Origin of the sequence: Neglectibacter sp. X4, from assembly GCF_009917365.1 — a bacterium.
Classification (GTDB): Bacteria; Bacillota; Clostridia; order Oscillospirales; family Acutalibacteraceae; genus Acutalibacter.
This window is the reverse complement of the sequence record NZ_QWLE01000011.1, coordinates 1-26,479: the sequence shown is the minus strand read 5'-3', so window position 1 is coordinate 26,479 and position 26,479 is coordinate 1. Positions and strand designations below refer to the sequence as shown.

28 protein-coding genes are annotated in these 26,479 nt (G+C 44.4%); 12 read left to right on the top strand and 16 right to left on the bottom strand.

The genetic code is table 11. The annotated features are described in order from the left end of the window. Positions 1–32 precede the first annotated feature (32 nt). The 3 genes from D1841_RS06790 to D1841_RS06780 form a co-directional block, all read right to left on the bottom strand. The gene (locus D1841_RS06790) at positions 33–1,058 is read right to left on the bottom strand and encodes a hypothetical protein (protein WP_160642490.1); all 1,026 of its coding nucleotides are present in this window, start codon (positions 1,056–1,058) and stop codon (positions 33–35) included. 64 nt (positions 1,059–1,122) lie between these two features. Then, positions 1,123–3,006 carry a hypothetical protein gene (locus tag D1841_RS19045; protein ID WP_347563959.1) on the bottom strand — a complete coding sequence of 628 codons (1,884 nt, stop codon included), beginning with the start codon at positions 3,004–3,006 and terminating at the stop codon, positions 1,123–1,125. Positions 3,007–3,136: 130 nt separating this feature from the next. Continuing rightward, positions 3,137–3,445 (bottom strand): helix-turn-helix transcriptional regulator, encoded by a 309-nt coding sequence (locus D1841_RS06780; RefSeq protein WP_201751241.1) that lies wholly within the window; start codon positions 3,443–3,445, stop codon positions 3,137–3,139. A gap of 117 nt (positions 3,446–3,562) precedes the next feature. Between D1841_RS06780 and D1841_RS06775 the strand changes: the two genes are divergently transcribed. The 6 genes from D1841_RS06775 to D1841_RS06750 all read left to right on the top strand — a co-directional run bounded on the left by D1841_RS06775 (position 3,563) and on the right by D1841_RS06750 (position 9,905). Then, positions 3,563–4,045 (top strand): SLOG family protein, encoded by a 483-nt coding sequence (locus D1841_RS06775; RefSeq protein ID WP_160642489.1) that lies wholly within the window; start codon positions 3,563–3,565, stop codon positions 4,043–4,045. Positions 4,046–4,227: 182 nt separating this feature from the next. Then, positions 4,228–4,419, top strand: a complete 192-nt coding sequence (locus tag D1841_RS06770) for a helix-turn-helix domain-containing protein (protein WP_160642488.1) — start codon at positions 4,228–4,230, stop codon at positions 4,417–4,419. A gap of 42 nt (positions 4,420–4,461) precedes the next feature. Continuing rightward, entirely contained in the window at positions 4,462–5,379 is a 918-nt protein-coding gene (locus D1841_RS06765) for a DNA cytosine methyltransferase (protein WP_160642487.1), read from the top strand. A 1-nt stretch (position 5,380) separates the two neighbouring features. Continuing rightward, entirely contained in the window at positions 5,381–6,286 is a 906-nt protein-coding gene (locus tag D1841_RS06760; RefSeq protein WP_160642486.1) for a DNA cytosine methyltransferase, read from the top strand. 2 nt (positions 6,287–6,288) lie between these two features. After that, entirely contained in the window at positions 6,289–8,436 is a 2,148-nt protein-coding gene (locus D1841_RS06755) for an McrB family protein (RefSeq protein WP_160642485.1), read from the top strand. Next, complete coding sequence (locus D1841_RS06750; protein WP_160642484.1) at positions 8,433–9,905, top strand: LlaJI family restriction endonuclease; 1,473 nt, start codon at positions 8,433–8,435, stop codon at positions 9,903–9,905. Before D1841_RS06755 ends, D1841_RS06750 begins: the two co-directional genes overlap by 4 nt. A gap of 310 nt (positions 9,906–10,215) precedes the next feature. On the opposite strand, the gene D1841_RS06745 is transcribed toward D1841_RS06750, so the two are convergent. The 13 genes from D1841_RS06745 to D1841_RS06685 form a co-directional block, all read right to left on the bottom strand. After that, complete coding sequence (locus tag D1841_RS06745) at positions 10,216–11,862, bottom strand: recombinase family protein (RefSeq protein WP_160642483.1); 1,647 nt, start codon at positions 11,860–11,862, stop codon at positions 10,216–10,218. Then, on the bottom strand, positions 11,795–12,724 hold the full coding sequence (locus D1841_RS06740; RefSeq protein ID WP_160642482.1) for a recombinase family protein: 930 nt from the start codon (positions 12,722–12,724) through the stop codon (positions 11,795–11,797). Before D1841_RS06740 ends, D1841_RS06745 begins: the two co-directional genes overlap by 68 nt. Then, a complete protein-coding gene (locus tag D1841_RS06735) occupies positions 12,721–14,274 on the bottom strand; it encodes a recombinase family protein (protein WP_160642481.1) in 1,554 nt (517 codons plus the stop codon). The genes D1841_RS06740 and D1841_RS06735 overlap by 4 nt, the downstream gene beginning before the upstream one ends. Continuing rightward, positions 14,234–14,521 carry a hypothetical protein gene (locus tag D1841_RS06730; RefSeq protein ID WP_160642480.1) on the bottom strand — a complete coding sequence of 96 codons (288 nt, stop codon included), beginning with the start codon at positions 14,519–14,521 and terminating at the stop codon, positions 14,234–14,236. The genes D1841_RS06735 and D1841_RS06730 overlap by 41 nt, the downstream gene beginning before the upstream one ends. Then, positions 14,518–14,877 (bottom strand): type II toxin-antitoxin system PemK/MazF family toxin, encoded by a 360-nt coding sequence (locus tag D1841_RS06725; RefSeq protein WP_160642479.1) that lies wholly within the window; start codon positions 14,875–14,877, stop codon positions 14,518–14,520. Before D1841_RS06725 ends, D1841_RS06730 begins: the two co-directional genes overlap by 4 nt. 473 nt (positions 14,878–15,350) lie before the next feature. Continuing rightward, on the bottom strand, positions 15,351–15,854 hold the full coding sequence (locus tag D1841_RS06720) for a hypothetical protein (protein ID WP_160642478.1): 504 nt from the start codon (positions 15,852–15,854) through the stop codon (positions 15,351–15,353). 564 nt (positions 15,855–16,418) lie between these two features. Continuing rightward, a complete protein-coding gene (locus D1841_RS06715; RefSeq protein WP_160642477.1) occupies positions 16,419–17,087 on the bottom strand; it encodes an ABC transporter ATP-binding protein in 669 nt (222 codons plus the stop codon). A gap of 9 nt (positions 17,088–17,096) precedes the next feature. After that, on the bottom strand, positions 17,097–18,266 hold the full coding sequence (locus tag D1841_RS06710) for an ABC transporter permease (protein ID WP_160642476.1): 1,170 nt from the start codon (positions 18,264–18,266) through the stop codon (positions 17,097–17,099). 14 nt (positions 18,267–18,280) lie between these two features. Then, a complete protein-coding gene (locus tag D1841_RS06705; protein ID WP_160642475.1) occupies positions 18,281–19,396 on the bottom strand; it encodes an ABC transporter permease in 1,116 nt (371 codons plus the stop codon). Positions 19,397–19,406: 10 nt separating this feature from the next. Then, positions 19,407–20,420, bottom strand: a complete 1,014-nt coding sequence (locus D1841_RS06700) for a hypothetical protein (RefSeq protein WP_160642474.1) — start codon at positions 20,418–20,420, stop codon at positions 19,407–19,409. Between the two features lie 178 nt (positions 20,421–20,598). Then, positions 20,599–20,823: a hypothetical protein gene (locus D1841_RS06695; protein ID WP_160642473.1), complete on the bottom strand. Its 225-nt coding sequence runs from the start codon at positions 20,821–20,823 to the stop codon at positions 20,599–20,601. Positions 20,824–20,912: 89 nt separating this feature from the next. After that, positions 20,913–21,797, bottom strand: coding sequence for a hypothetical protein (locus tag D1841_RS06690; protein ID WP_160642472.1), 885 nt, complete (start codon positions 21,795–21,797; stop codon positions 20,913–20,915). A 411-nt stretch (positions 21,798–22,208) separates the two neighbouring features. Further along, positions 22,209–22,547: a helix-turn-helix domain-containing protein gene (locus tag D1841_RS06685; RefSeq protein WP_160642471.1), complete on the bottom strand. Its 339-nt coding sequence runs from the start codon at positions 22,545–22,547 to the stop codon at positions 22,209–22,211. A gap of 137 nt (positions 22,548–22,684) precedes the next feature. On the opposite strand from D1841_RS06685, the gene D1841_RS06680 reads away from it, so the two are divergent. The 6 genes from D1841_RS06680 to D1841_RS06655 all read left to right on the top strand — a co-directional run. After that, entirely contained in the window at positions 22,685–23,200 is a 516-nt protein-coding gene (locus D1841_RS06680) for a hypothetical protein (RefSeq protein WP_160642470.1), read from the top strand. Then, positions 23,178–23,909, top strand: a complete 732-nt coding sequence (locus tag D1841_RS06675; RefSeq protein ID WP_160642469.1) for a LytTR family DNA-binding domain-containing protein — start codon at positions 23,178–23,180, stop codon at positions 23,907–23,909. Before D1841_RS06680 ends, D1841_RS06675 begins: the two co-directional genes overlap by 23 nt. Beyond that, on the top strand, positions 23,906–25,273 hold the full coding sequence (locus tag D1841_RS06670) for an ATP-binding protein (RefSeq protein ID WP_160642468.1): 1,368 nt from the start codon (positions 23,906–23,908) through the stop codon (positions 25,271–25,273). The genes D1841_RS06675 and D1841_RS06670 overlap by 4 nt, the downstream gene beginning before the upstream one ends. Next, complete coding sequence (locus D1841_RS19765; RefSeq protein ID WP_160642467.1) at positions 25,267–25,854, top strand: accessory gene regulator B family protein; 588 nt, start codon at positions 25,267–25,269, stop codon at positions 25,852–25,854. Before D1841_RS06670 ends, D1841_RS19765 begins: the two co-directional genes overlap by 7 nt. Before the next feature lies 1 nt (position 25,855). After that, positions 25,856–25,975, top strand: a complete 120-nt coding sequence (locus D1841_RS06660; RefSeq protein WP_160642466.1) for a cyclic lactone autoinducer peptide — start codon at positions 25,856–25,858, stop codon at positions 25,973–25,975. Positions 25,976–26,248: 273 nt separating this feature from the next. Continuing rightward, on the top strand, positions 26,249–26,479 hold a 231-nt coding region (locus D1841_RS06655; protein WP_166554239.1), incomplete at its 3' end, for a transposase.

Genomic DNA, 26,479 nt, shown 5'->3' with positions numbered 1-26,479 from the left:
CTAAGAACGGAAATTCGGAAAAATGGCAGTCCTTACAGTTTCGGCGTTTCCTGATCCATTCTTGTGGCCTGATAGAGATTCCGTACATACCGAATCCTGCTGTTAGTCCAATCCTTGCGGGTGTAGATTTTCCTTAAATCGTAGTGCTCCCGGATAAAGCTGGCCCATTGCGCCCTGGTAGTCATGCCGCAGAAGTATTCGGGCAATGACCATTTATGTATAATCTCTTGTTTGAGATAGTACCGAATTATAAGGTAGACACACAGCTTGGCCTCGACTTCTTCCCAATCCGAATCCGAGAACATAACAGGGACCAATGACATCCGGTGGAGGACAAACCGGCTCTCTGTGTGCAGTATCGTTGTAAACTCCGGGGGAATCGGAAACGCCAACTGGGCGCATAGGGCCGCAAATCTGTCGAGAGGGACATCCTTAGTTCCGGTACGTTCGGAGTTAACAGCACAAGAATACGAAAGCTCAACACAATATTTCCATTCCAACGTAAAAAGGGCAATAGTGGCAAAAATCACGTCTTCATCTGAACCGTCCAGCTTTTTAAGCAGATCCTGCGTTAAGCTCTCATAGCCTGTCATGAATTCCCGGAATGTATTATTGCGTATCTTCTTGACATCGCAGATTCGCTTGCTTACGATTGCCTTGAAAAGAGGATAATCTACCATAGTATTCAATTCAAAATATTGCATCTCGGTAAAATGATAACCTTCCAGCCGTCCCTCCATGGATCGTACATCATCGGGTAGCAGTTCAGGTTCTTCCCACCCAATGTTGTTTTTGATGTGTTCAAACTGAAGAGTCCGATAATGCTGGGCGTACTTGGTAATCCGGCTATCCCTCATCCTGGCATCATCGTCATCCGTTCCGCGAAGTGTCCGCAAGGACTGCCGGGGCGCTGTCTCGTGATAGGAATCCTTGATCAGTTCCATAATGAAACAGTCCCGGAAATCCGCCAGACCAAATGGAGATACATCATACAGTGTAGGGTCTGAGCAATAGCCGGAAATTCGCTGGTCAATAAACTCAATCATGCTCAAGCTCATAGCGTCACCTCCTTTGGCGGATTCGGCACCGGACACGCTATGTCCGTTTTCTACCAAAAAAATTTTAAATTTCTACATCAAACGCTTTGAGATAGCTCTGTGCAGATTTAAACGGCTCCGGGTACTTAACGTGTAGGGCCTCGTTAATCCATTGGTGGCTTGGATTCATCGGCATCAGTCGGCAGCCCAGCACTTCTAGCAGTTTCTCACTTATGACTGGAGGAAGATTGAGTCCAAAACAGATGCCAGCTGCGGTTTTCAAATCTGGCTCTGTTTCGCCTTTGACCGTTCTGCTTATGGTTTTGGGATTTCGACCGATAATTGCTCCAAGATTGGTATAATTCATTCCACGCCAGTCGAGCAAGAGCTTAATACACTGTTCCGGGTCATCCGTCATTTGCCTTCGGATACCGATCCACTCCTCCTGTTGCTTTTTCCGCATAGCAATCTGGCGCTCTGGGGGAGCGTTCTGAAAACCGTTGCGGAATGTGATGTCAAAGGTAATGTCACTTGGCTCACGATTTAAAAAGCAGACCGTGTGATAGGCACCGGCAACTTTACTGGTGACCTTCATATCAAAGACCAAGCAGCATTCGTCCATGTGGGATCGGGCATAGGCGGTCAAGTCAAGGTTCCCATCCGCATTGCTTTCCACGTAGAGCGGAGTATTGTAGACGAAATGGTTGTCTATGAACAGATAATCCCCGGTCTCAGTCAACTTCTTCAGTTCGGGATTTATAAGCCGTTGGATAGCGGCATCCTGGGCGCTGATGGAAAAGGTCTGGTCTACCCGGATTGCGCCCTTGCGGAAGGAATGGGGTTTCACATAATGGTCATCGATATATGTAAAGGTGCCGACCGCTGCTTCGAAACCCAACTCCACTAAGCGAATTTTAACTGACTGCCTGGACACCACGAAATCGGTGGCCAACTGCTGGATCACGGCTTCCATGACCTCGATCTCATGACGGGCACCCATCTCGCGCATAAAACGAGAGATGTAGTCGTTTGCTTTCGCCTTGAATGGACCCGCCGGCATCTGGATGCGGGGGGACAGCCGGTTGGCTTGGCTCTCCATCCGCTCTGTTGCTCGCCGGGAGAGGTCTGCTTGGACACCGCCGGTTACCTCGCAGGTGATTCCGTGAGCCTTGTCATTGTATAGCTTTTCCAGCATATATACTTTGCGGTGCTTTACCCAATGGACGCATTCATGGATTACGGTGTTGCCAGGAGAGCCATAATTGGTGAGCAGAAACATCGTTGGGTCAACAATAATCGTCTTGCCGGGGATGTGAACTGGAACCATTTCATCCTGATCACCATCGTACATCTCGGTATCGGCGTCATCGAAGAAAAGCTGGTCAAAAACGGTACCGTCCGCTCGGATGGAGCGGGTTTCGACCTGTAGGCCCAGCCTTTTTGCCAGGACCATTGGATCAACATAGACCGGGGGTTCTTTTGGCTTTGTGATTCGGAGAGCTTCCGGGTAATACTCTTTTAGAAAGGCTGTGGCGGCATCATCCATCTTATCATTTCGAATGTCTGGAACCAAGGCATCGGACATGGAGTTTTCGGGGAAATTCTGTTTGCGGTAAATGCAGGTATTGGTGATTGTCCAGTCATTCAACCCTTGCGCCAGATCACCCGCGCAGGAAATGCGGAGCCACTCGGTAAGCTCGTCGCTGAAGTCATTGTGATGGTCTGCGGAAGATACCGCAATTTGAACCTCCAGTCCTACATCGAAAGCGATGCGGTCACCGGGAAGGTCGGAAACATACACTCTACGCACCCAGGCATCCGCCAACTCCGCAGTCTGGATATCCGGCACACGTTGGGATTCCAAGTCCATAGTCTCCCAATGCTTGGCGATATACTCAGCCGCGACGTTGTACAGGCCGTTATAGCATTTCTTATCCACATATGAAAAAATTGACCTGACTTCCGCCACAGAGAACACCTCCAACCATCCTGTTTATAAAACCATTTTACACCACAAGCAGTACAATAACAAGGATATCAATAACGGTGCAGCTCAGTTTTACAGAAAAAGGCAAAAGCTCTGGCGAATTTTCAGTTTTTTACTTTGCATTCATAGCTCGGATCATCTGCAACGCCGCCTGTTTCTGCTCCGGGGTAAGCGACACCCAATTGTCAAACAGTTCCTTCAGTTCGGGGGTCAATTCCACCATCTCGCTCTCGGCGAAGAACTGGGCCAAGGAGATGCCAAAGGCGGAACATACGGACTCCAGAGTTGAGATGGAGGGAACGGTGTTCCGCTTAAAAATGTTCGCCAGCGTGGACTCGGAGAGGCCGCTCTCTTTCGCCAGCCGATAAGCAGTCCAACCCCGCTCCGCCATTAACTGCCGCAGCTTGGAATGTGTGTCCATAATGCCGCCTCCCTCTGGTCAATATTTTACCGTTCACTTAAATGGTTTTATACAGTTGACTTGTATGGCTAATACCGTTATATTAAACTGTATCAACCATCACGGGAGAGCGGTAAAATGACGGAGCGAGAACTGCGGCAACATCGGTGCTGCTTCACTGGACACAGGCCGGAAAAGCTGGAACAGCCGGAGGCGGTGGTCGTAGAGGCACTAAAAAAAGAAATCCGCACAGCAATTGCTGACGGATTTCAAACATTTATTTCTGGAATGGCGAGAGGTGTGGACCTTTGGGCAGCGGAGATCGTGTTGGCTCTCCGTGATGAAGGTGCGGCAATCCGGCTAATCTGTGCCAGCCCCTATCAAGGATTTGAAGCCCGCTGGAGCCAGAACTGGCAGGAGCGGTATCGGCGGGTCTTGGAGCGTGCCGACCTGGTGCGCTTCATCTGCCCCGAATACAGCCGGGAATGTTTTCAGATGAGAAATGAGTGGATGGTGGATCATTCAGCGCGGATCATTGCGGTCTACAATGGAGGACCTGGGGGTACGAGGAACACGGTCGAGTATGCTCGAAAGAAACAGATTTGCATAGCTCTCATATGACTGTCTTTTGGCCCAGAGGTTCTCAATTTGTTAATTAATAGCGTTCCAAGAGGATGAGTTTAAAGAGAAATATCTCAAATACAATCAAATAGCGCAAAAGTAAAGAAATAGATTGAAATGTGTGCAAATATATGATATGATAAAATACATAATGTGGCCAAACGAGGACGAGGTGCATAAGTATGTCTAATTCACCAAACGAAAATTATATTGGCATTGAAGATGCTGCGCTATTCCTTAATATCAAGCCAGTTACTTTGCGAAAGTGGGTAAAGGATAAGAGTGTTCCAGCCCACAAAATTGGAAAGCAGTGGAAATTTAAAAGGTCTGAGCTGGAAGAGTGGGTAAAAAGTGGAGAAAGCGCAATCAGTTAGAATAGCCTCCTTGCCCAGCCCCCATGAAAGGATATATGCTTAATGACAGTTAACATAAGATGTGTTGATTTGTTTTGCGGATGCGGCGGAATGTCACTGGGCTTTGAAAAAGCCGGATTTAATGTCGTTTCGGGAATTGACAACTGGAAAGCGGCACTTCGTGTATATGAAATGAACTTCGAACATTCTGCTATTGAACAGGACCTATCAGATGTAGATGGAGCCGTAAAGGTTGTGTCAAAGTTCGTCCCCGATTTAATTATCGGGGGGCCTCCTTGCCAAGACTTTTCAACGGCAGGCTTTCAAGATGAAAGCCGTGGGAGAGCCATTCTATCGATTTGCTACTCTCAAATTGTAAGTGAAATTAGACCAAAATACTTTGTTATGGAAAATGTTGCGGCAATCCGCAATACGAACTCTTTTAACAAGGCCCTTTCGCATTTCCGTAAAGCTGGATATGGGCTGACACAAATGGTTCTGGACGCAGCTTATTGTGGTGTGCCGCAAACCCGTAAAAGAATGTTTGTGGTAGGTATGCTCGGCGCTGCCGATGGCTTTTTGGACGGAGAGCTTCGCCTTAATCTGGCACAAAAGCCCATGAGTATTCACGATTATCTTGGGGATTCACTTGGAATTGATTATTACTTCAGGGTTCCAACGAACTATAACCGTAGAGGCGTTTTTAGCGTTCATGAACCATCTATGACAATACGTGCAGTAGACCGACCCATACCAAACGGCTATAAAGGGCATCCGAATGATCCAGTCCCGGTAACACAGGTGCGTTGCCTTACGCCGAAAGAAAGAAGCTACATTCAAACTTTCCCAGAGAGCTTTCAGTTCATAGGTGGCAAGTCCGACATCAATTCAATGATTGGAAATGCCGTTCCTGTGAATTTGGCTAAATTTGTGGGGGCAGCTTTGATGAGATATATTATGGGAATAGAAGGTAGCAAATGATATGAAAGCGATTGACTTGTTTGCTGGCTGCGGTGGTATGTCATTGGGATTTGAACAGGCTGGTTTTGATGTTATTGCAGCTTATGATAACTGGGATGCTGCGATAAAAATATATGAGAGCAATTTTTCTCATCCCATTTATAAAAGGGATTTGGCGGATGACAGTGTAGCCCAGCAGATTGTAAAAATGTGTCCAGACCTCATAATGGGAGGCCCCCCATGCCAAGACTACTCTATAGCTGGCAAACGGGAATTAGGAAAGCGAGCAAATCTTACCATACGATTTGGTGAGATCGTTGCGGAAGCTAAGCCCATGTGGGTAGTGTTCGAAAATGTTTATAATATTGAGCGTTTTTCTACCGTGGCGCAATTAAAGCACATACTATCAACAGCGGGATATGGATTAACATCACGAGTTTTAGACGCAAGTCGTTGTGGTGTGCCGCAAAAACGACATAGGTTCTTTTTGATTGGTAAGCTTGGTGAGACAGATGGGTTTCTCGATGATGCGTTAGTTTCTAATTTGTCAACAAGGCAAATGTCTGTGCGGGATTACCTTGGCGATGCTTTAGATACAGAGTTTTACTATATGCATCCAAGAAGTTATAACAGGCGTGCAGTTTTCTCAGTAGACGAACCAGCGGCAACGATTCGAGGCATTAACAGGCCGATTCCTGAAAACTACAAGCGACATCATGCGGATAAGGCCGATATACATGAGGGTGTGCGGCCACTGACAACACGAGAACGAGGATATATTCAAACTTTCCCGGATAGCTTTTCATTGCCTGGCGCAAAAACAGATGTGGAGCTTGCGATAGGAAATGCTGTTCCACCTGCACTTGCAAAATATGTGGCAAAATGCATTATCCAGTATTCTTCTAATTTTAATCAAAGTGAGGTGTGACTATGCCATATTTTGAGGAAATAGCAGAGTATTCAACATATTCTGGTCACGATGCTGATTTTCATTTCATATATAATTCGAACAGTGGTGGTGGGCAGGCCTTTTTAGCAGGCAGGTTTTACGACGAAAGTGGACAACTGGTTTCTCCAGAATCTTTGGATGGGAAAACTGCTCTTTTTAGGTATGTTTTTCGCTCCCAATCTGGAGAAGATCTTTGCATCATATTGAACGATGATAAAGCGAAATATGAAGTTAAGCCGCGCGGGAACGGCTCTACATCGATGAAACTGGGCGTTGGTACAGGCCGTGTATCACCAAGTAAAGTGATGTCCTCGTTTATGATGCTACCACCTACTTGTGGGGTAAAAATGCCCAATAATTTACAGTGGTCCATTTTGAGCGCAAATAACTTTTGGCTCCAGTCTATGTGGCTTGAATGTTGTCCCAACGCCGACAACCCAAATGAAGTTTTGTTTACTGTTAAAGACTGCGTGTTTTGTGGTGGTGAAAGCAAAGACTCAACCGATAGAACGGGCCGCTACTTTAAGCTAAATTTTGATAAGAGAATAGCTGACATTATTGAGTTATCCAACCATTTAGATGCATTTGATGAGCGGATAGCCGCTATAATCGGACAATTTGCAGATACATATCTCGGTAGGAGAGCATTCCAATACGAGGAGTGCAGTGAGGCAACCAAATCCCTAATGATGCTATTGCCTCAAGAATACCCAGAAAGCTATTCTGGTATTATGGACCCACTCCCGATTCTGCAAGAAGTGATGATAATGCATGAGAACAGGATGGCGGATGGAGAAAGAGACCTTGAGAGTGCGTTTAAGGAGTGGCTATCTTGCGTTACAAAAGCAAACGGCGAGCTATACTCAGAAAACACAAGAAATCAGTATATCAGTGCGCTAAAGGCTGTAGGGGCTTCATTTGCTGGCGCTATTGCACCATGCACATCCATATTTGAAATTAGAGATACCGATTCGTTCAGCAGGGTCTATGACAGTATAAAGGCTTCTGAAGGATATGAAGCCTTCAACCAGGCGCGAGGCAATGGAGCGCTTTCAGCCGGACTCGAGTTATACAATCGTTTTTTACGAGAACATCCTATTACAGTGGAGTCCTGTCCAGTCAATTTTAAGACAGGGCTTGTTAGTGACCAGCCGCATAACCGCATTCTCTTTGGCGCACCTGGTACTGGTAAGAGCTTTACCCTTAATTGTGATAAAGATGCCCTCCTTGCTGCAGGCGGCGAATATGAGCGTGTAACCTTCCATCCAGACTATTCGTATGCAAATTTCGTTGGTACATATAAGCCTGTGCCGTGCAAAGACAGCGACGGCAAGGACGCCATCACTTATGCGTATGTCCCAGGACCGTTCATGCGTACCTATGTGAAAGCGCTTCAGAACAGCAGAACGGCCGAGCCTAAGCCTTTCCTCCTCATCATTGAAGAGATTAACCGTGCCAATGTGGCCGCTGTGTTTGGCGATGTGTTCCAGCTTCTTGACCGTGGTGAGGATGAGGTTAGCGAATATCCGATTCAGGCATCCGAGGACATCAAAAAGCATTTGGCAGAGAAGCTCGGCGGTGCGCCGGACGATTATTCGGAAATTCGCATCCCGGACAATATGTTTATATGGGCAACGATGAACAGCGCAGACCAAGGCGTTTTTCCGATGGACACGGCATTTAAACGCAGATGGGATTTCACCTATTTGGGGATCGATGACAGCGAAGCCGGGATTGCCGGTAGGAAGGTAATTCTTGGTCAAGGCGAATATCGCCGCATCGTTGAATGGAATGCGCTCCGTAAAGCCATCAACAGTGAGCTTCTGACCTATAAGGTTAACGAAGATAAACTGATGGGTCCGTATTTCATTTCCAAGAAAAGCCTGCCAGATGGCGATACAATTGACGCCGAAACCTTTGCCCGCATATTTAAAAACAAGGTCATTATGTACCTGTTTGATGACGCCGCAAAACAGAAGCGTCTCAGTCTATTTGGCGGCTGCGACGAGAAATCGAGAAATCAGTATTCGAAAATCTGCAGAGAATTTGACACCAAAGGTGTGTACATTTTCTGCGATGGGATCAGTAGCCAGTTTATTGACGGTGTGCCAGAGGATGAAGGGGTATGATTTCAGTTTTTCTGCGAGAACAAAAGCGATATACGCAAAATGAACTGGTGGATCAGTTCCAATGCTCCGAGGAAAGGACTGTCCATATTCTGAAGCGGCTCAAAGAGTATGGCGTTCTCAAGGCTGTAAAAGCAAATGACACACAAAAAGACCTTACCGAGCTGATAGACGAGGACATTGAAATAGCAGATGTTGAGGTTGGCGAAAACGAGTACCTGTATGTATTTACCTTCGTAGGGGTTATCACGATAGAGGGCCGGGTACTAAAATGCTTTCCAAAATACCTGCTCGATGCTACTGCGCCCACGCCAGAGCTAAAACAGGTGCTTAAGGTGCTGGAAAAGTACAATTCCAAAGAGCAGATCATTCGGATGTATAATGATACGAGCGACAGCAGCGCGTTTAATATGCTTGCGGTCATGCTGTTCCTCCTTCAGGACTATTTCGAATACGGTGCCTATACAAACACACAGGATATCATCGAATCGAATGGTGCTGGGGATATTCTTTGGGATAAAACCATCAACGAGACATTTACCCTTCTTAGCAATAACCGGCCATATTACCCGGAATTGTTGACGATGAAGCGCGTAAACGATGATTTTGATTATTTTAAGCGACTGCATGAGTGTATCCTCACAAAATGCAGTATGGAACTAAGAGACGCCGATTTGTTAGACCTGTTTGACATTATGGGCGTTGATATTTCCGATGAACAGATTGAGGACTTTGGTGACAAGGAGTACATTCTTGAGCGAATCACCAAGGAACTCAACATCCAGTTTAACACCCGCAAACAGCTTCTGCTAAAAACCCTGTATGCCTACATAGCCAACAGCAGCGCCTTGGATGATTTGGATTGCTTCAGTATGTTCGGCACGAACAGTTTCAACCTGGTATGGGAAAAAGTCTGCGCCGAAGTGTTGGACAACCAGTTGCAGAGGCCAATTGGCGGTCTGCGTCTGCCTGTCCAGTTGGCGGGACAATACCGCGAGATGCGGCACAGGAAACTCATTGATTTGATTGAAAAACCGGAGTGGTGCGGGTTTGCACCAAGCGGCGAACCGTTTTCGAAGAGAGCGGAGGATACACTCATTCCTGACCTCATCTCTATCGTAGATGTCCATGGGGATTACCAGTTTATCATCTTTGACGCAAAGTATTATAACCTCCAGCTTCAATATAATAAAGTGCTTCGAGGTCATCCTGGGATAGAATCTATCACAAAGCAGTATCTATATCAGCTTGCCTATCAGCCTTTTGTGGATGCCCACCAGATTGGTACAGTGAGAAACTGCTTTTTAATGCCGACCGCTGCTTCAGCGATTATCAGCAAAGGGTCAGTTTCAATGTCTATGCTGGAAAATCTGGGTTTACAACCCATCCAAGTGCGCCTATTGCCCGCAGATTTAATGTACCGACACTATTTAGAAAACACTAAGCTGGACATTCTGAAACTCAATTTATAGGGGGAAATCCCAACGATTACCCCATACTCTTAACGATTACCTCATTATTCTAACGATTGTCTTAAAGTTTCAACGGTTACAGAGCCGGATTAACACCCGAAAAGCAAAAAAGCACCGCCGCCAGCCGGGATTTCCCCAGCCAGCGACAGTGCTTTTTTCAAAAATATACGAAAATCGGCGGTTTTCAGCCATTATAGGCAAAAAGAAGGGGTGGAAATCTTGATGCTCCTTGTATCAAAATCTCCACCCCTACATGTGAGGTGGATACGAAAAAGATATTTTTGGCAAATTGGTGGGTGTATCTGAACTCTCACACATTCTCAATCGCCTGCTCAACCTCTAACCCTCCCGCAAAAATCACCTTGATTTTCTCCTTGGATTCTACCACCACACATTCCAGCACCTGCCGTACCAGCCGGTCATCATACTCCATGGGGTGATTCTCCAGCCCCTCGAGGATAGTGAAAATTTCATCCAGCCGGGACTTAGCATTTTCTTTTTCCTGCTGTGCATTTCCATATCGTGTGAGCTGTTGCTCCAGTTTGCTTTTCTCGGCCATGAGCTCTGTGGCCCTCTGCTCGTCGAAATCCTCAACCGTATCTGTAGCTATCGCCTGTAGCATTGCCTTGAATTCTGCATCAATTTCTGCTATCCTAACCTGGATATCCAAGCTGTTATCTTCAGTATCACTGGCTTCCAGCCCCATGCCAATGTGTAGCTTTAAGGTGCCAAGCACATCAGCACTCTGCTTTGCCGTGCGCAGAATTGCCGTCATGATGGCCTCCTGCAGCACACTTTCTTCCATGGTAGGCGAGTGGTGGCAGTATTTTTTGCCGAAGTCCAGCCGGTTGATGCACCTCCAGATCGGTTTCTTCTCTCCTTTGATTGTCCAGGTGCATCGACGGTAGGGGGTACCGCACTCGCCACATACCAGCAGTTCCGTCAAAGCATACTTGCTGGAATACCGGCCCTGCTCCGTTTTGGTACCTTTCTGCTTAACCTTTCGCTTGCCGGTACGCCGGGCCAGTTCCTCTTGCGCCCGACCAAAGGTGGCAGAGTCGATGATTGCCGGATGATTGTTTTCCACAAAGTACATGGGCCTGGCCTTGCCATCATTGCGCTTAACTTTCTTGCTCAAGCAGTCCACCACATAGGTCTTATTTAGGACTGCATTACCCGCGTATTTTTCATTTGAAATAATCGATTGTATCGTTCCAGGCACCCATCTGCCAGAGCCAGTGGGGGTTGGTATACCGTCAGCGGTCAGGGAGTTGGCGATGGTAGTCATGCTGTCCCCGGCCAGAAAGCTGGCGTAAATGCGTTTCACAACTTCTGCCTGCTCCGGGTCGATTTCCGGCTTGCCGTCCGTCCCACGTCGATATCCCAGGAACCGCTTATACTGGAACGGCACCTTTCCTTCTTTAGCGCTCTGATTCTTGCCCCATATGACATTAGCGCTGATATTCTCCGATTCGCTCTGGGCGATGCTGCCGTAAATAGTGATATAAAACTCAGCCCCAGGCTGTGTGCTGTGGATATTCTGTTCCTCGAAGAAAATATCTACTCCGATTTCCTTGAGCATACGCACATATTTCAGTACATCAGCGGTGTTTCTTGCAAACCGACTGATGGATTTCGTGATGATCATATCAATTTTGCCACGCCGACACATCTTAATCATCTTATTGAACTCGTCACGCTTTTTGGTGCTGGTACCCGAAAGCCCCCTGTCTGCAAAGATGCCCACAAAGGCCCATTTTGGCTCGCTTCTGATCTTCTCGGTGTAGTACCTTACCTGTACGTCATAGCTGTTTAGCTGTTCCTCCTGAGCCGTGGAAACGCGGCAGTAAGCTGCCACCCGGAGCTGCCGGTGGGCTTGCTTGATTTCTTCAGCGATATCGACCTTGGCAGGTATTTTCCGTACCACTTTCTTCGGTATTTCCATCGCCTGTTGCATATTCATCATCCTTCCTGACTGTTTGGTCATTCATTAATTTGATGCTTACTGTGCCATCTTTTTCAAGGTGGATGGCCTGAACCGTCCTCTTAAAAAGCGACAGAGAAAAAATTGAAAGCGGCTCTGCATCTGCGAGAGCCGCTTTCAATCTATGTGCTGTATATGGAGCGGAGTCGATGTCCGCATATTTCAGGGAAACACATTCCATCATCTTTTTTCTCAAGGCATTTTTATCATAATCGAGGGTGTCCAACATCCTGGCAATTTCGTTTTCTGCTTTGAGAACCTGCACACTTGGCTCATGCCCCGGTTCGGCGGGAATTTGCACCAACTCAGGATTGACAACCAGACGGTTAAGCAATACAGTTATATCATCCAGCAGGTCGCTGTCTGCCTTGTGAATCACTGTGCGGCACTCGGCGTTGGAACATACCCACCGCTGCTGACATTTCTTGAGCCGGCTGTCGTGCCTGCGGTTCATCTCAGAACCACACACTGGGCAAATAACCGGCACATCTATATGGAAAACTTCCGCGCTGCGGTTGGTGGCACTTTGTGTGTTCTTATTGGCTTTCATTTCAACCATGGCCTGGTGAGTTTTACCATCGATAATTGCCGGAAAACCGTTCTTGCCGGTGTACCGTTCATCCTCTATCAGCCTCATGATGCGCGATTTATTCCAGCCGGTAACGCCGGGCTGATACTCGATATTTTCATCGTTCAGGCGGCTGGCAATTTCCAGCAGGGACAGGCCATTTTGGTACTCGCTGAAAATGCGATTTAGCACAGTAACCTCTTGCGGATGGGCGGTTATCACTCCGTTCTGATATTGATATCCGAACGGAACATTCCTCTTTTTCATGCTGTGCGACACCTCACATTCTCAGGGATTTGCTCCGTGAAGGCCAGCCCACCGACGAGGTGAAAGGCCAGCCGCGCATTGTCCACAACCGTGATACTCTGCACGATTTCCTCGAACAGTGCTCGGTTAAATGGTGTACCCGGCACGTACCCTGCCAGGGTGTCATCCAAGGATTTCAGCGTATATATCAATTCGTCATCTTCATCCTCTGCCAGCGCCTTTTTGCGGTCGAGCCGCAGGGCATTTATTTTATTGCTTATAACCGAGGACTGTGCGGCGAAGTCAGTGGCATTCAGCACCCCATTGGTGTGGAGCCGGGCAACCACCAGGTTTTGCGCACTCAAGTCGGCTATCTGCTTGTCAATCTGCCGAACCTTTTCCAGACTCTCGCCGCCACGATTCTGTATCATCTCCAGTTGATGGATAAGGGTACCGGGCAAATCTTGCCGGTGGGCAGACAGCTTGTCAACCATCAAGCAGAAGGTATCGTAAACAGCATTTTCCCGTACACGCCTGCTCTGGCAATTTGTGGCCCCTGCCGCCTTGCCGCTGCACAGCCAGTAGGCGGTACCATTCAGGAGCAGCCTGCGGAATGTCCTGCCACATTCGGGGCAATGAAGGATACTCGCCAGAAGATGCACGCGTTCACGCTTGTGACTAACATTCCTCGATTTTTGCAGTTCCTGTGCTGCTATATAGGTTTCTTTGCTGACGATAGGCGGGTTGCTGTTCTCCACATAATATTGCGGTTTTTCACCACGATTCTTTTTCTTTCTAAATGGTAGGGTGTCCGTAGTGAACTTCTTTTGCAGGAGCGCATCGCCCATATAGCGTTCGTTGTTTATCACATAATTTACTGTGGTGTGGTACCACTTCTCTTGAGCATACCTGCGGGGAACCCCCTCTGCGTTGAGGATATTGGCAATATTCTGCTTGCCCACGCCTTGCAGGTAAAGGTCAAAAATGCGGCGTATCACAGCCGCCTCATCCTCTTTGATGACCATCTGTCCATCCACCATCTTAAACCCATACGCAGGCGCATTGCAGTTGAACTCCCCGGATTCCATGCGCATCTGGTAGCTCCTTCGCAGGTGGTCGGAAATGTTGACACTTTCCTGCTGGGCGGCCATGCCGGGGAAGGTCACCAGCATTTCCATGTTCATTTTATCGCTGTCGATGCCTTGTTCCTCAAAGTAGATGCTAACGCCCATCTCCTTGAGGCTGCGCAGAGCCACCAGCAGTTCCTGGGTGTTCCGGGCAAACCGTGATACCGACTTTGTAATGATACGGTCGATTTTGCCCAGCTTGCAGTCACGGATGAGCCGGTTCTGCTCGTCGCGCTTTTTCATGTCGACTCCACTCAGACCTTCATCAGCGTACACATCCACCAGCTTGTACTGCGGATTCATGCGCTCATAATCCTTGTAGTAGCGGATTTGCGCGGCAAAGGAGTGCAGCTGGTCGGTAGACTTGCTGGACACCCGACAGTAAGCCGCCAGCCGGATAATCTCAGGTTTTTGAGGTTCTCGGCTGATGTCGGTTACAGTCATATGCACCATTCCTTTCTGTATAATTTCGCCTTGCGGCAACATCAACAATACCACAAGAGTTCAGATACATCCAGCGCAAGTTGCCAGAGTTTTCATTTCGGACATATATTTTTTCTGCGTCGTAGTGGGCGGCACTGATTTGTAAAATGCGCTCGTATTCTTCAGCAGTGATGAACTGCATTTTCAGCAGTAGCCGGAGCATATTCACGCTATAGCAAAAAGCCGCAGTATTCACATCATTTCTCATAGGAGCCCCTCCATATACTCGATTCCAAAACTGACGATGATGGCGTGGTCGACCATACCCATAGCGGCCTTATCCAGCTTGCCGCTATACCGAATCAACCTGCGCTTGTCGATAGTACGAATCTGCTCCAGCAGGACAACAGACTCCGTGGCAAGCCCGTCCGCATGGACAACAACGTGTGTGGGCAGCTTGGCCTTGTCCGACTTGCTGGTGATAGCCGCCACGATGGTGGTGGGGCTGAACTTGTTCCCGGTGTCGTTCTGGATGACGAGGACAGGACGGGTACCGTCCTGCTCACTGCCAACAACCGGTGATAGGTCGGCGTAGTAGATTTCGCCGCGCTTGACTTGTTTCATTTTTCCCTCCGTAAGTAGAGGCAGCAGTCAAAAGGCAGACTGCCGCCTTGTATCAATCGTTTTGCTTGCTTGTATTTATCCTCGATACCCCCAAGCAGGGAACGCACCTTCCGGCCTATGCCTATGAGATGCAAAGCATCTCAAATGCTCTGCATCTCGGCCTCATTGGAATCTCACCACCCCCAGGATCTCTGGAGGGCGCCCTCCTTTGCTGCGACGGGTCACGCTCGGCTTTAGGACTGGACGCAAGTATCATTATCCCTTCTGCCGGTCATCGCCGTCGGCAGGTGTGCATCCTGCCGTCTGAGCCTGGAAGCCGGGTGGCGTCCGCTCATGTAGCTGCCGCTCCTCACGGCGGCAGAAAGAAAGTAAAAGGTGCGCTGAGTATTCGGTTTTCAAAGAGCACCGGAGGAGAACAAGAAGACCCCTCACTTTCTAAGCCGAAAAGTGAGGGGTCTGATAACCTACAAATTTCAAATTTTCAAAAGTTTTTTCAACTTGGCCAGAGTGCGGGTCTTTTGCTTATGTATTGCGACTTGCGAAACGCTATACATATCAGCAATCGTGCGTTCTGACAGCCGTTGTTTGAAAAGCTGATGTAATAACCGTTGTTCATCAGCGGAAAGTAGAGTAATTGTTTGCCGGAGCTTGTCCAGCAGGAGATTCTTTTCTGCCTGTCCTGCCGTATCAGCTACTTCATCTACCAGGATATCCTCGCCGTTGAACTCATCTGTGGTGAGCATATCATAGGAGAAGTCACCGTTGTCATCTGAACGCTCGTTCAAATATTTCTGGCGGCGCTTGTCCTTATAAAACGCCTTGTACGCATCCGCAGACACTTCCATCAGCATACCGTGCAGGGGTATGAATTTTCTGCCATAGTATGTACCTTTCTGTTGACGGAACTCTGTATAACTGAGCTCCAGGTACCTTCCATCATCCAAAACGAACACTTTCCTTGGTGTGTATTCCACCATGATTCCTCCAATCAATCTGTTTTGGGTTTGGCAAAACGATTGATTGGGGTGGATCTCTACAGCCTGATAAAACCGATATCCTACTTCTATGGATAAATTGAAAATAAATAAGCAAAGCGTCAGGATGGGAAGGAGTATTCCTGACACTTTGCTTCATTGCAATTATTTAACAGTGAGCATTAATTATATATTTTGGCGCTGGTCTTAGACCATACCTATTTATGCAGTACTGCCCGCTCTATACATAGGACAGATGGGCACCCACTGATGGTGTGGACTGGATATGCTCTTTTGGATACAACACCCTTTGTGGAGCATAGGGACGATTAGATTTTGGCTTGTGGGCATTTGTCAGTGCTGGCAGTGGATCCGGGAGAAACAGTCATGCGAAGGCAGTTGTGGATCAAATTGGCAGTACCAGTAACTCTGCAGAACCACATTTGGATTTGGCTATGTATCAAAATATAGATGCCGGTATTTGAGGGTGAAAATTTAGCAAAACTGGCATGGTCGCAGTTTCGAGTAAGATACGCAGGTACACACAGAACCTGTTTGGCGGTGTTCCTAATTTGAGTGGGATATCACTCCATCACTCATAGTAATAACCCTTGATGCATAGGAAGATAACTCTTGGTCATGAGTCACCATAACAATAGTAATACCTTCATTATTTAGATGCTTTAAAAGGTCCATCACTTGTATTCCTGTTTTATAGTCTAAATTCCCTGTTGGCTCGTCGGCCAAAATCACTTTAGGATGGTTGGAAATAGCCCGAGCAATAGCCACACGCTGTTGCTGGCCGCCAGAGAGTTCTTGGGGAAAGGATTTAGCCTTATCCAAAAGGCCTACCCGATTTAATAACTCCTTTGCTCTACTTCTTCGAAACGCTCTCTTTATTCCCGCATATCCCATTGTAAGTTCAACGTTGTCTATACAATTAAGCTCATCGATAAGATTATAGGACTGATAGATATATCCAATTTCCGAGAGCCGGATCTTCGAGCGCTGATTCCTATCTGCTTTTTGTATATCTGTCCCATTCCATAGATATACTCCATTTTCAAAAGAGTCAATTAACCCTAAAACATTTAGTAGTGTTGATTTTCCACATCCGGATCGGCCCATAACAACTACAAATTCACCACTTTCTATATGTAGAGTCAGGTTACGGAGAGCATAAAAAGGGCCATCTTTAGTTTGGTATACTTTGTTCAAATTTTGTAACTCGATCATAGTTATTCCTCACAAATCTTTTAATACATTAATTGGGGTAATGCGCTTAATTTTATGGAATGACAAAACACAAACTATGAGGCTGACCAACATAGCACCAATAATACAGACAATCAACGTCCAAACAGAAAAGTGTACGGACACTCCCATCCCTCCAAAAAGTGGGAGAAAGGGGATGGAGGATAAGATTCCAAGCAAACTGCTCAAAATTACCAGCAATGCGATTTCTAAATAGCTTTCTGTCAATAATTGATGATAAGTTGCACCACACATTAGAGAGATCGCATACTCTCTTTGCCGTTGATTCAAAAAAACCAATAAGAGGCCAGTTAGTCCGAAGAACACAATAACAAGGATAAATCCTGCTAAAATTGCCACTGTACTTGCTAGTTGTTCATTTCGACTCAATGTCCTTCGGACTTCTTCTCCAAAATTTATAATTTTATAGCTATTGTCGGGATGTGTTGATAATAAGCAGGACTGTATTTTATTCAGATCGTCGGTGATTTTTGCGTTATCCGGGGATGTGATCGGCAACGCAATGATACTCTGACACAGAAATTCTCCACAGGCTTCCAAAGGGAACAAAAGCACATTCTCAAAAGACGTAACCTGCAATGATCCTTCTGTATAAGTGACAGCTGACAACAAGCCGGGTGCAGCGTAATCTAAAGTTTTTATTGGAGTAATTTCCTTCAAAGAATACCCAAAAAGCATCCGGCTTTCCGGGTCATAAAACTTTCTTAGCTGTATATCTATTGGAGTCCAATTTTCCAAGATATCAATCACTTCTTGGCCAGCCATAAGTTTTTTGTCGACAGCAGATTCTGCCCCCATAATGCCGGTGAGAAAATCTTTATCAGCAAAAACGATGGTAAATGGCTCGCCAGACAAGTATTGCTTATAGAATGTAAAGTCGTTCTCTAAGGATAGGCTTTTTAGTTTCTTTAGGTCAGATTCTGTTATTTTTGTGGAATTATCTCCAATTTCTGTGCTAACGCCAGCGAAAGGTATTTTCATATAGCTAGAAAACTCCCACATCTGTTTCAGCAGACTGAAGCTGAGTGATATTGACAAAGAAAGCAAGCAGACTCCAACAATAATCTGCAGTGCCATGGGGATGTATTTTCTTTTTCCTTTTCGCACACGAAGGATAGCACGATGTAATAAATACGACATTCTTTCTACTCCTCCTACAAACCTTTTATGATCTTTGTGATTTCAACCTGTTTGAATTTTCGAAACAGAAGAAGACTTAGGAAAAGAGAAGAGAACACAGATATGATAAGCATAATTACAACCGTCATTGGTCCAAAGTAATGGTTCAAAATGTTCCTTGTCATAACAGCTATTATGGGGTCACAGCAAAAGACGCATATCACAGCCGCCAACACTAGCACTAGTGATTCCAAAAAGAACTGCAAAAACACCTGCCGGTATGAAGCCCCCAGAGCAATTCGAACACCAAGACTTTTTTGTTGTTGATACATTTTACTGACCAAAATATTAATGAGATTCATGAGTGCATAAAATAAGATAAGAATACCAACGACAAAGAACACTGTGCTACGCTGAAATAAGGAATCCAGACCTTGGTTAAAGTATGTTTCTCCGGACAATGGCTCTCCTATAAGCCCCAGTTCACTCCAGTTTATTTCTGAAGCCATTGTGGTATCGGACAGTGTTGCAGCAACCGTATAACCCTGGATTTCCAGGCTGGGGATATTATCGTCCTCAAATGTTTTATATGGTACCAAATTTGCACTTGCGTTAGCAGCGTACTTCATTACTCCAATGATTGTCAGGTTGTGCTTGCCGACTTTTAAGGTATCCCCCACATCGAGGTCGGACTGTAGCCAAAACCCCTCACCTATAACGCAAACAGAAGCGCCCTCTCGGATTTCGTCTTTGCTAAAATATCTTCCTCGAATTAAAGGAAAAGTAAAATGAGATTGAAAACCTTCATCCACCCGGTATATGGTGAGACCTTCTCCAGTTAGTGAATCAAAGTAATATCCATATTCCACCACAGCCATACTTTGAATAAATTCATATTGTGCTGAGAAATCCTCAAATTCCTTTTGGGAAATGGATGCTTGTCTCTGTAACTGTCTGGCCTGCCCATAAAAATATATACTTCTATCCATATCCTTTAAAGCAAAGGAGGAGACCCCAAGCATACCATCTTCAACGTGGCAGCAAATCATAAAGAAAAAGAGATAAGCTACAAATAGAGTCAGGGCAATAACTATGTTGATTCCTAAGTGCTTTTTAATATTTTTAAGTGTTTGATTGATAAGAAACATCATATTCATTTCCTCATGTTTCACCCTGTGGTGATATTCGATATATTTTTCCTTCCGTAGGTGAGGTGGCAAATAAACTATCCGTTGTCTCATCGTATGAAATATACTTAATGGAAACATCACCATTAAATTGATATAGTGTTTCTATGTAATTTCCATCCAAGTCAAAACAATCCAGTGTTTGGAAACGCTCGCTATATAGGTAAATATGGTCACCGTCACAAGCAAAGTCAGATGGATTGAAACCAAATGGGAGTTCGCTGACAACTTCCATGATATCATCAACTATTTTATACAAATGATTCTCATAAGTCATAACATAAGTCTGCTCCTGAAATCCCTCTTGCGCATAATATAGCGTTTTGTAATTTGCAAAGAATAGGGTATCGTTCATATATTCAATATATCCGATAAGATGGTCGCCTATTTCATTTATCCTGCCATTTGGTGTCACTTTAAATACTTTGGTATATTGGGGTGTAATCGCATATGCCGTTACATAAATATTCCCCTCCTGGTCAACGGCAAGATCCTGATACCCAGAGTCAGAGTCGAAATCATCGATTCTCCTCAACTCAACTTCATCAGAAAAAGAGAAATCGGAATTTAATATTTGTACTCGAGAATTTCCGCTGTCCAAAACATAGTATTTTTCATTACAATATACAACTTGGCAAGGTGCGATAAACTGTAGTTCGTCATTCCCAGTTTTCCCCACTTCTTGTATTAATTTCCCAGCTGTTGAGAATATTTTTAAGCAGTTGCCAGCTCTATCACAAACAACTATTTGCCCATTTACTATCGTTAATCCTGCCGGTTCAGAAAGGTTCGTTTCAAAGAAATCCTCTGAAAAGGTATATCTTTTTTGGGTTTCCACAATGCTCCTGTTTTCATGAAGCCGTGGATCATCCATCATTTCTTGAGCAATATTGTTTATCTTGGGACCAGATGAACAGCCCGATAGAAGGATAAGGAAGATGGTAATTGCTGCAATTGCAAAGAATATGCTTTTTCTTATAGTGTTCATAATACTATCCTCTCAATGTTATAGTCAAATTTGCAAATAGCGATGTGCAACAAGCATCGTTTTAATACGAAACTTATTGCACAACATTATATTACTTCGGCTATACAATGTGATGATTCTTACAATAGTGAATTAGTTTTTCACAACTTATTCACTTAAGGTAATTGAATTGTACGGCTTAGCAGCAAACTCCATAACCAGCGTGCTGGTACAGCAGGTTTCCGGTGGTAGTGCTCTTATACTCGTCATATTTCTGATGCCACAAGTTGAATACGCCGCAGTCATCTGCCTTGGAGCATCTGTAATTATTTGTCTTAACGAAAGTTTCGGTAGCCGCAAAAGCGGGAGCAGCCAGAGATACCACCATGCACAGAGCCACGCAAAGGGCCCCAACTTTCTTCATCAGTTTCGATCCTGTTTTTTTCATGCCTGTTTTGCCTCCTTGAAGTTATTATGTTAGTTTTGCAGTACAGCCGAAAAATATAACCTTGGTTAACCTTGTGCATAATTGGCATCTTTAAGTAGTGTTTGCTCTAACTCATCTGCATCAGTCTTTCCTACAAAGGAGAAATCTCCATTTTCTTGTAAGACCAAAAAGCTAGGATACCAATCGATTCCATAAACCATTTTATAGATGCCAAGTTTATCTACAATGTCGCCATCATTTGCATTTTTATCGCGTTCAATACGTGTAATATTGAATGTGCGCCCTATCAACGAAGATGAAATAATCTGACTTGCTTCCTCACAATCGGGGCACCCTGGCATACTAAAATACACAAGGTTTGGATACGTTTGATCGCTAATATATTTGCTGATAATATAATCATTTGCATTAGTAACTGCTGTTTCTTGGTCGACAACACCTTCGTCAAGCAAGAATAGCAAAACATTTTCGTATCCGTTGCTATCGACAAAACGAACTTCATTACTTTTGTCAACCCAAAAGACAGTATCTAAAGACGAAGATATTGAAACATTTCCGAGAGAATAGCTGTTGCTCAAGAGGTTATTTTGCTTAACTCTATCTTTTGGAATTTTATTCTCCCAGAGCAAGAGCATTTCTACGCCTTGATTCACGCAGAAAATCTGATTGATTTCATCCAAAATAGGTAGAGCGTCAATACATGTTCCACAGTCGCTCGATAAATAAACGAGCAGTTTGCTGTATTCGGTATCGAGAGTGTAATCTTGGCCACCAGAATCAACAAGGGAAAGTCCGGAAATATTGTCTTTATATTGAATGTAATTTTTTTGAGCAGACTTTGAATTTGAAAATTGTCCGAAGAAAATCAATACAACGCTGGCAGATAGCACAATCAATATTGCAACGGACGCAATAATAAATTTCCATTTCTTTTTTAATTTTCTTTCCATTTTTTGTTCTCCTTTTCGAGTTATCACGAATAGTTATAGGTGGATTTTAAACGAAATGATAAAACATTACTGAAATTATTCGTTAATTCAGAAATACTGCTTACGCAGCTAATGCCTCACTTTAATTTTTTTCACCTATACTATCTGCCAGGGATAGTTCACAATGGCTAAATTGCTTTCTTGATGGAATTATAGCACACAAGTTTTCGCTGTGCGAAAATCGTGTCTCAATTGCCAAATCTTGTGTCTAAAATATAAAATGGCCCCCTTCGCAATCTTTCTTTTTTCAAAGAAAAACTGGAAGGTGACCATTTAGACACAAAATTTGCGCTTTTTAGACACAATATCTGTTTTTGCCAAAAAAATGTGCTATAATGTAGAAAAGAAAATTTAAAGGGCGAACGTTCTAAACTATTTACTATTGTGTTTTGCTTTCATAACAATATATTGCCTTAAAATGTTTAAAAAGTACTCTTTCTCGTCTTCTTCTAAGCGATCCAGCAAGGAGATGAACTCGCGGGTTACCACACTATCAGGAATGTCAACTTCACTGGCCGGATAAAAGTCCGCTTCATATATGTTAAAAATCTCTGCAAGCTGGAGGATGTTCTCTCGCTTTGGATGCAGATTGTCATTTTCCCATCTAGATACGCAAGAAGGAGTAACACCACAGAGCTCGCCTAGCTTTTCCTGAGTAAGTCCGCACCTTTTCCGATAATGACGAATCATGTTTCCAAGTGTATTTCCCATTTGCTTATACCTCTTTGAGTAAAGTTTACCAAATTTGTGTGGATTATTCCATTCAGTAAATAGAACAGAATATTTACTTTTAAGAACATTTTTGGTATAATTGAACTCAAATCAAATTATGGAGGCCACAGCACAACATGAAATTGTCAAATTCCTTGGCGGACCTGCTCTCTGCCTCATTATATCGCGAGGCAACTTATCACACTCTGGATCGAGACTTAATTAAAATGCTACTACGCCATGGCTGCAGCTATTACGATGTGGTAGCTTTATTGTCAACCATTATGCCAGAAAATAGCCCAGAAGAGGATATTGAGACGCTTCAATCTTTAGCCCCAGCGGGCTCGCCTCTTCAAAAATTGAATCCAATGTCCATTCGGGCTATGATACCACGCTGGACGGGTACAAAGTATCATACTGCACCTATTGCTAATGTGGTAAAGGATATTCAGATGAAATGCATTGCGCGGATACCCTGCATATTTACCTATCATAGCAATCTGAATCCCAGGAATAAAAAATCAATAGACGATCCATATGTCCTTTTGGTTTCCGATAAGAAGATAGTTTTTCTGGATATAAACAGGAGACGTGTTTACACCTATGCCTATGAAATGGAGGAACATTTAAATGATGAAGTTAGCGATATGTGATGATGACATCAAAACGATTTCCCGAGCGGAAGAAGTGATTGCTGCATATAACCGAGTAAGCGTACTGGATAGCCAGTTTTCTCCATCTTCCTTTACTTGTCCTACAACACTTAGGGATGAAATCACCGATGGGCAGATTTTTGATGCTTTTATTCTTGATATAGAGATGGAAATGCTTGATGGGTTTTCTCTGGCAAGGGAGATACGCAAGTATATGCCCACAGCCGCTATCATTTTCCTTTCCTCTCATACTGAATACAATTATACCCAGGAGGGATATAAGGTTCGAGCCTTACGGTATGTGTCAAAATTAACAATGGAAACCAGCCTGATGGAGGCGTTAGAAACAGCCGCGAAGGCGTGCCAATTTCCTGACATCAAATACTTCACTATTTCCCACTATAACGATATTTTGCGCATTCCATATGATGAGATCATTTATATCCACCGTGTCAGCAGAACTACAGAAATAGTAACAGAAAATAATGACCGACCGGTAATCCGTATGACTCTAAAAGAAGTGATGGATAAGTTAGATGACCATCGATTTGTATATACGGACAGAAGCTGCATTGTGAACGGTAATTTCGTGGTAAGCGTACAGAAAAGCGCACTATGTCTGCGCAATGGCGAGACCTTGCCGGTCAGCCGAAAAATGATGTCGCAGGTAAAGACTGATTTATTGAGTTTGTGGGGTGGTTTGAAATGACCTTGACCCAATTTGTTGTGGAAACAACTGCAACTATAATTGAACTATGGCTGATACTATCAACAGTTCTTGGTATCTCTGGAAGTAAATATAGTGGAATGAATAAACAAGTTCGAATTATCATTTCAGCTTTTGGATTGACTGTCTTTGTTTCAGTTCTTAATTCATTTAGACTCTTTTCATTTGTAACTATATTGCTTTCCATATTGCTAATACTATTCATAACTAAATTCTTAACCGACCAGTCAACTGTTTTGAGAGCTTTTGCAACTGTTCTTGTCTTCTTGAGTATTCATGCGATAGACTACATAGTGCTATTCGTTCTCGGAATGCTTACTGAATCGCCGATTACAAATATCTATTCTTTCTCTATTCTTTTCGAATTTGGTATTCAACGTTGCTTGTATTTGTTAATTGTTAAAATTATCGACCTATCTTTATATGCTATAGCAAAAAAGCACTTTTCACAGCTACAATTTATTCCGCAACGGCATATGACTGTACTGCTTATTATGGTAACAATCGCATATGGTGTGATGTCAGCCCTATTATCTTTGATTCTGTCCGATTCCATGGCAGGGATGCAGTTAGCAGTCATCTTTTCCTGGCTCTTCATCCTATTATGTGTCTGTGCAACTTTATGTTTCTCATATATAACTGCAAAATATCAGGAAGAAAAGGCACAAAATGAGATGTTGGCCATGTGTAACTCTATGATGGAAAAGAATTATCAACGTCTGCACTCGAGCCAGCAAGCAACCGCCCGGCTGATTCATGATTTTAATCATCATTTAGGCGCTTTGCGAGAGTTGGCAAGACAGTATGAAAGCAATGAAATCAGCAAATATATTGACTCTCTTTTGGAAATCCATTATAGGGGACTGCCTATGTGTAAGTCAGGCAATGATGTAATAAACGCCATCATAAACCACAAAGTTGGACAGGCTCAAGAGTATCATATCAAATTTCAGTATAGAATCGATGTGGATGTACCTCCTCTTTTGCACTCGGTTGACCTGTGTTCAATTCTAGCGAACCAGATTGATAACGCTTTTGATGCTTGTAAACAGATAGATGACCATTCCCAAAGAATAGTATATGTCCATATTTGGCAAAACAGTGATAACCTATTTCTATTTCAGGTCATGAACAAAGTGGAATGCGACCCTTTCAAACAAAACCCAGAATTGCAATCCACCAAAAACGACAATAGCCACCCGCATGGGCTTGGTGTTAAATGTATCAGGGATACTGTGGAGAAGTACAACGGGGCGTTGGTAAACAACTATCATGATGGACGATTTTTCTCTACAGTGTTTCTTGACTTAAACCCCCAGTACAGACAGGAAGATAAAAAATGTTAAATCGATTCGCGAACTATCTTACTGACATGATGTATAAATATTTTCCGACAGCTCATTCTAGTAGGCCAGTATACGTTTATGGATTCGAATTATTACTGTCCACGGGATGCTCTGTTGCCTCAATTATGGCATTATCTGCTGTCTTTTCTTTGGTACACTATGCGTTGTTATTTCTAGGTGTATTCATGTCCCTCCGATTGTTTAATGGTGGTTTTCACGCTAAGACTTATGGAAAATGCTTTCTTGTAACTAATGCAGTATACCTTATTGTCCTGTTGACATCTCTTTTTGTGCAAAACATTGCGCAAATATCAATGACTGGTTACTTACTTATAACTGTGTCAGCTGCTACTGTCATTTATGTGCTATCTCCTATTAAACATGTCAATCATCCACTTTCAGAAAGACAATACAGGCACAACCAAAAAATCGGTAGAATATTAGTAGTAGTTATCGCCGTGGCAAATTGCATACTTTTCTTTTACCCACTACCGTTTATTAACCCTGTTTTAATATCGTTCACCCTAATGGCTGTTGCCATTATGATGATAATTCCGCAATTTACAGAAAGGAGGAAATAAGATGTCTGCTTTTTGGTCCATGATTGCCTCCCTTGTTGAGGCAATCGCCAATATTGGTGCTGGTATGGCTTCCACTGGAGCTTCATATGAGCCTGCAGTCCCCGAGGAGCTTAAGAAGTAAGCTCTCTAGCCCGGCCGGGTGATAAACCTAGCCGGGCATTTCTTTATATTGACCGGTGGGGTATAGACGAATATCGTGGGCTTGGCCAAAACCGCCACTTAACTGTAAAATCAACTGATGGTTTTTTCCAGTATGGGAACATTTTCTCTCCCCTTTTTGCACATAAAGTAAATTATTTGCGTCTCTACTAATTGATCCGCTTAAATAGTGTCTACACAAGGTAGAGGAATTGTGATAGAATGGAAGCATCAAAAAAAGACAGGAGAGGAAAAGATGGATGCTTCTTATCACAGACACGACATAAGCGATCAAGTGTGGTTGTTGCTGGAACCCCATTTGCCAGGACAACGAGGCCAGTGGGGAGGGATCGCCCAGGATAACCGCCGATTTATCAATGCGGTGTTTTGGGTATTGCGAACCGGAGCGGCCTGGCGAGATTTGCCTCCCGATTATGGGAAGTGGGGCAGCGTTCATCAGCGGTTCATCCGTTGGCGCAGAAAAGGT